The sequence below is a fragment of the Acidovorax sp. genome (assembly GCF_022763525.1).
Taxonomy (GTDB): domain Bacteria; phylum Pseudomonadota; class Gammaproteobacteria; order Burkholderiales; family Burkholderiaceae_C; genus Acidovorax.
In genome coordinates this window covers 1-4,213 of sequence record NZ_JALEGG010000273.1, presented here as the reverse complement: position 1 = coordinate 4,213, position 4,213 = coordinate 1, and the positions used below count along the sequence as shown (strand labels likewise).

General features: G+C 67.1%; 3 protein-coding genes and 1 pseudogene. 3 read left to right on the top strand and 1 reads right to left on the bottom strand.

Annotated features, from left to right (window positions below):
- Positions 1-859 (top strand): squalene synthase HpnC (gene hpnC / locus MRY84_RS21025; protein ID WP_291507628.1); only part of this gene is annotated, 859 nt, incomplete at its 5' end.
- 15 nt (positions 860-874) lie between these two features.
- Here hpnC and MRY84_RS21020 read toward each other — a convergent pair.
- Positions 875-1,756 (bottom strand): LysR substrate-binding domain-containing protein, encoded by an 882-nt coding sequence (locus MRY84_RS21020; RefSeq protein ID WP_291507627.1) that lies wholly within the window; start codon positions 1,754-1,756, stop codon positions 875-877.
- A gap of 728 nt (positions 1,757-2,484) precedes the next feature.
- On the opposite strand from MRY84_RS21020, the gene MRY84_RS21015 reads away from it, so the two are divergent.
- Together MRY84_RS21015 and MRY84_RS21010 are read left to right on the top strand one after the other, a co-directional pair.
- Positions 2,485-3,894 (top strand): L-serine ammonia-lyase, encoded by a 1,410-nt coding sequence (locus tag MRY84_RS21015; protein WP_291507626.1) that lies wholly within the window; start codon positions 2,485-2,487, stop codon positions 3,892-3,894.
- A gap of 121 nt (positions 3,895-4,015) precedes the next feature.
- Positions 4,016-4,213: pseudogene (locus MRY84_RS21010) on the top strand (amino acid ABC transporter substrate-binding protein); the annotation flags it as partial.

The window sequence follows — 4,213 nt, the reverse complement described above, 5'->3', positions numbered from 1 at the left end:
GTCATCCCCCGCCTCCGCCGTCGCCCCGCCTGTCACCCACTACGAGAACTTCCCGGTCGCGTCCGTGCTGTGCCCGCCGCACTTGCGCCAGCCGATTGCCGCCATCTACGCCTTTGCCCGCACCGCCGACGACCTGGCGGACGAAGGCGATGCTCCCCCCGATGCCCGTTTGGCCGACCTGGCCGCCTACCGCGCGGACCTGATGGCCATTGCGCGCGGCGAGGAGCCCTCCGCCCGGTGGGCTGCGGACGTGTTCCTGCCGCTGCGCGCCGTGCTGCGCAGCCACCACTTGCCGGTGCCCTTGCTGGATGACTTGCTCAGCGCGTTCGCCCAGGATGTGGAGAAGACACGCAGCGGCGCGGGCTACGCCGACCGCACCGAGTTGCTGGATTACTGCCGCCGCTCGGCCAATCCCGTGGGTCGGCTGTTGCTGCACCTGTATGGCGTGGACGATGCAGAGGCCCTGGCGCAAAGCGACGCCATCTGCACTGCGCTGCAGCTCATCAACTTCTGGCAGGACCTCTCGGTGGACATTCCGCGGGGGCGGTACTACCTGCCCGACGCCGACTGCGCGGCGCACGGCATTGGCCGGGCGCAGTGGATGGCGCTGCGGAGCTCGCCCGAGAGCACCCGCCTCATCGCCGACTGCGCGCGATGGGCGCGCGCCACCATGGAAAGCGGAACTTCGCTGGTGCACCGCCTGCCGGGCCGGGCGGGCTGGGAGCTGCGACTGGTGGTGCAGGGGGGCCTGCGCATCCTGGACAAGGTGGACGCGCTGCAAGGCGCCAGCCTGCACACGCGCCCTCGCCTGCACGCCTGGGATTGGGGCGTGATGCTGGTGCGCGCCGTCGCGATGTGACGTGGCGCAGTTCAGTTACGCGGCCGCGAGCCAGTCGCAGAACGCCACGGATGCCGGGTCTTGCGCCGCGCGTGCGGGCCGCACCCAGCAATAGCTCTTCTCGCCCGTCAGCAAGTCGGGAAACAGCAACACCAGCAGTCCGCTGGCAATCGCCTCCTCGAGAAGATGCGGATTGCCCAGCGAAACCCCCAGCCCCTGGATGGCGGCCTGGGCACTGAGGTGGGCATGGTCGAACACGAGGTCGCCCGCCGGTTGCAGGCCGGGCACGCCCGCCTCCTCCAGCCACTGCTGCCAGCCCAGCGGTGTGGAGCGGGTGTGCAGCAGCGTGAAGCGCGCGAGTCCCTGGGGCGATTTCAGGGCCTTGCCACCGCGCAGCAGCGCGGGGCTGCACACCGGCGTGAAGTGATCGCGCAGAAACGCGCCCATGCTGGCATCGCGCCACCCTGCACGCTCCTGCAGCGCCTTCCAGTCCGTGTCGGTTAAGCAGCGGATCGATACGTCGTATTGCGCGGGTTCGAAATCCGGACGGGCCGTGGTAGTGACCAATTGCACATCCAGTCCCGGCCACTGCGCACAGAAACCCGACAGGCGAGGAATCAGCCACTGAGAGGCAAGCGTGGCCGGGGCATTGACCACCAGTGTCTGGCGATGGCTGAGCCGCTCGATGCCCGCGACGGACTGCGCCACCATGTCCAGCGCACCAGTGATGCCGGGCAGCAGCGCGGCGCCGGGAGGCGTCAATACCAAGTGACGTCCGTTGCGCGCCACCAGGGCCACCCCCAGCCACTCCTCCAGCGCCTTGATCTGGTGGCTCACAGCGCTCTGGGTCACGCTCAGCTCGCGCGCGGCATGGGTCACGCTGAGCAGCCTCCCTGCGGCCTCGAAGGCCCTCAACATGTTCAGCGGGGGGAGCCGACGCGATGCACCGCCCGCCGCTGGCACGGTGGTCAGAACGCCCTTACCGCCATGAATAAAACTCATGATTCGCGAAAATATTGTCGATAGTCAGCCGGTTTGGCGCTTCCTACCATGCGGTCCATGCACAGCAACACGCCGCCCGACTGGTTAGATTTACTCATTATGTCCCGCGCCTGCACAGCACCATTGACGCCGCCGCGCAAGTCGACTTCTCTGCGCTCTTCGGTGGAGCCCGCTGACGCGGCCCCCCGCTGCACTCCCGATGCCGTCCCGCCAGCGCACACCTCCGTCCCGGTGGCATCGCAGCGCGCCGACTGTAAGAAACATTCATGGGGGGCAAGCGCGGCCATTTTTTGGAGTCTCTGCAACGCAAAGACCAAGCCCCGATAAGCTCCTCCGCTTGTCCTGAGCGGTTTTGTTGCTATTAATTTTGATTTTCGACAGATGTGAGCCGCCGCCGGGCTCGCCCCCCCCTCCCGGGCGCCTCAGGGTTTGCGCATGTGCCAGCCCAGGCGGGTGCAGTTAGCCTCGCGCCACCCCGGCACCAAGAGCGCCAGCGGTATGAAGGATGCTGCCGTCACGAAAGACCTGCCAGCGATGGCGCCACCCGCGCTATCGCTGCATTCCATGCCCCACACGGCAACGCACGGCACGTCATCCACCCTGCAACGGACCTACCCGGATACCTGCTCCGCACCCACTTCACCATGTCTGTCAGCGTTTTCGACCTCTTCAAGATCGGTATCGGCCCGTCCAGCTCCCACACCGTCGGCCCCATGATCGCGGCGCGGCAGTTCGCCTGCCAGCTGCAGGCAGGGCCCGGACTTGCCGCAGTGCACGGCGTCACGGTGGAGCTGTTCGGATCACTCTCCGCCACTGGCGTCGGCCACGGTACGGACAAGGCCGTGCTGCTGGGCCTGGCAGGGCACGAGCCGGACAAGATCGACCCCGACCAGATCGAGCCCGCCATTGCCGCGATCCGGGCCGGCAAAACGCTGGCCCTGCTGGGCGAGCGCACCGTGCCGTTCACGGAAAAGGAGCACCTGCTCTTTCGCCGCAAGAGCCTGCCTTTGCATCCCAACGGCTTGTGCTTCCACGCCTACGACGCCGAGGGCACGGAAATCGCGCAGCGCGAGTTCTACTCGGTGGGCGGAGGCTTCGTCATTGATGCCTCCGGTGAACGGGTGCTCAACCAGGCTGCCACCGCCCAGCCCGGCAGCGCCGGCCACCAGCAAGGCCTGCCCCACCCCTTTCACACCGGCGCCGAACTGCTGGCCCAGTGCCGCGCCACCGGCCTCACGCCAGCGCAGGTGATGGCCGCCAATGAAGAGCACTGGCGCAGCGCCGCCGAGGTGCAGCGCCAGCTCATGGCCATCTGGCACACCATGGCGGGCGCCGTGCGGCGCGGCTGTGCCAGCACGGGCCATCTGCCCGGCCCCATGCAGGTGCGCCGCCGCGCGGCCGAGCTGCACCACAAGCTCAGCAGTGCCCCCGAAGCCGCATTGCGCGACCCGCTTTCCATGCTGGACTGGGTCAACCTCTACGCCATGGCGGTCAACGAGGAGAACGCCGCCGGCGGCCGCGTGGTGACTGCTCCCACCAACGGTGCCGCTGGGGTGATTCCGGCCGTGCTGCACTACTACGTGAACTTCCTGCAAGGCAACTGCAAGGCCGACGAGGACGGCATTGCCACCTTTTTGCTCACCGCTGGCGCCATCGGCATCATCTACAAGGAAAACGCCTCGCTCTCCGGCGCCGAGGTCGGCTGCCAGGGCGAAGTGGGCGTGGCTTGCTCCATGGCGGCCGGCGCGCTCGCAGCCGTCATGGGCGGCACGCCCGAGCAGATCGAGAACGCCGCCGAGATCGGCATGGAGCACAACCTGGGCATGACATGCGACCCCGTGGGCGGGCTGGTGCAGATCCCCTGCATCGAACGCAACGCGATGGGCGCCATCAAGGCCATCAACGCCGCCCGCATGGCGCTGCGCGGCGACGGACAGCATGTGGTTTCGCTCGACAAGGTCATCAAGACCATGATGCAAACCGGCGCGGACATGAAGGTGAAGTACAAGGAAACCTCCCGCGGAGGGCTTGCGGTGAATGTTGTGGAATGCTGACAGGGATGTCACAAATGCGACATCACAGCCGATGCCACTGCACAATGCGCGGCGTGCAGATCGCCGCCGTACCCGGTCTCAGCCAGGCATTGCACAGCCCCGCCACTTCACTTGCGTCTTCATGCATTCGTCACGCCTTCTGCGCACCCTGGTATTGACCCTTCCACTGTCCTTTGCCCACCTCAGCGCCTGGTCCCAAGACACCTTGTCGCAGGTGGCCAAGACCGGCGAGTTCCGGCTCGGGCACCGCGAGAAATCCCACCCGTTCTCCTTCAAAGATCCCGCCACCGGCCAGGTGCACGGCTACTCCGTCGACATC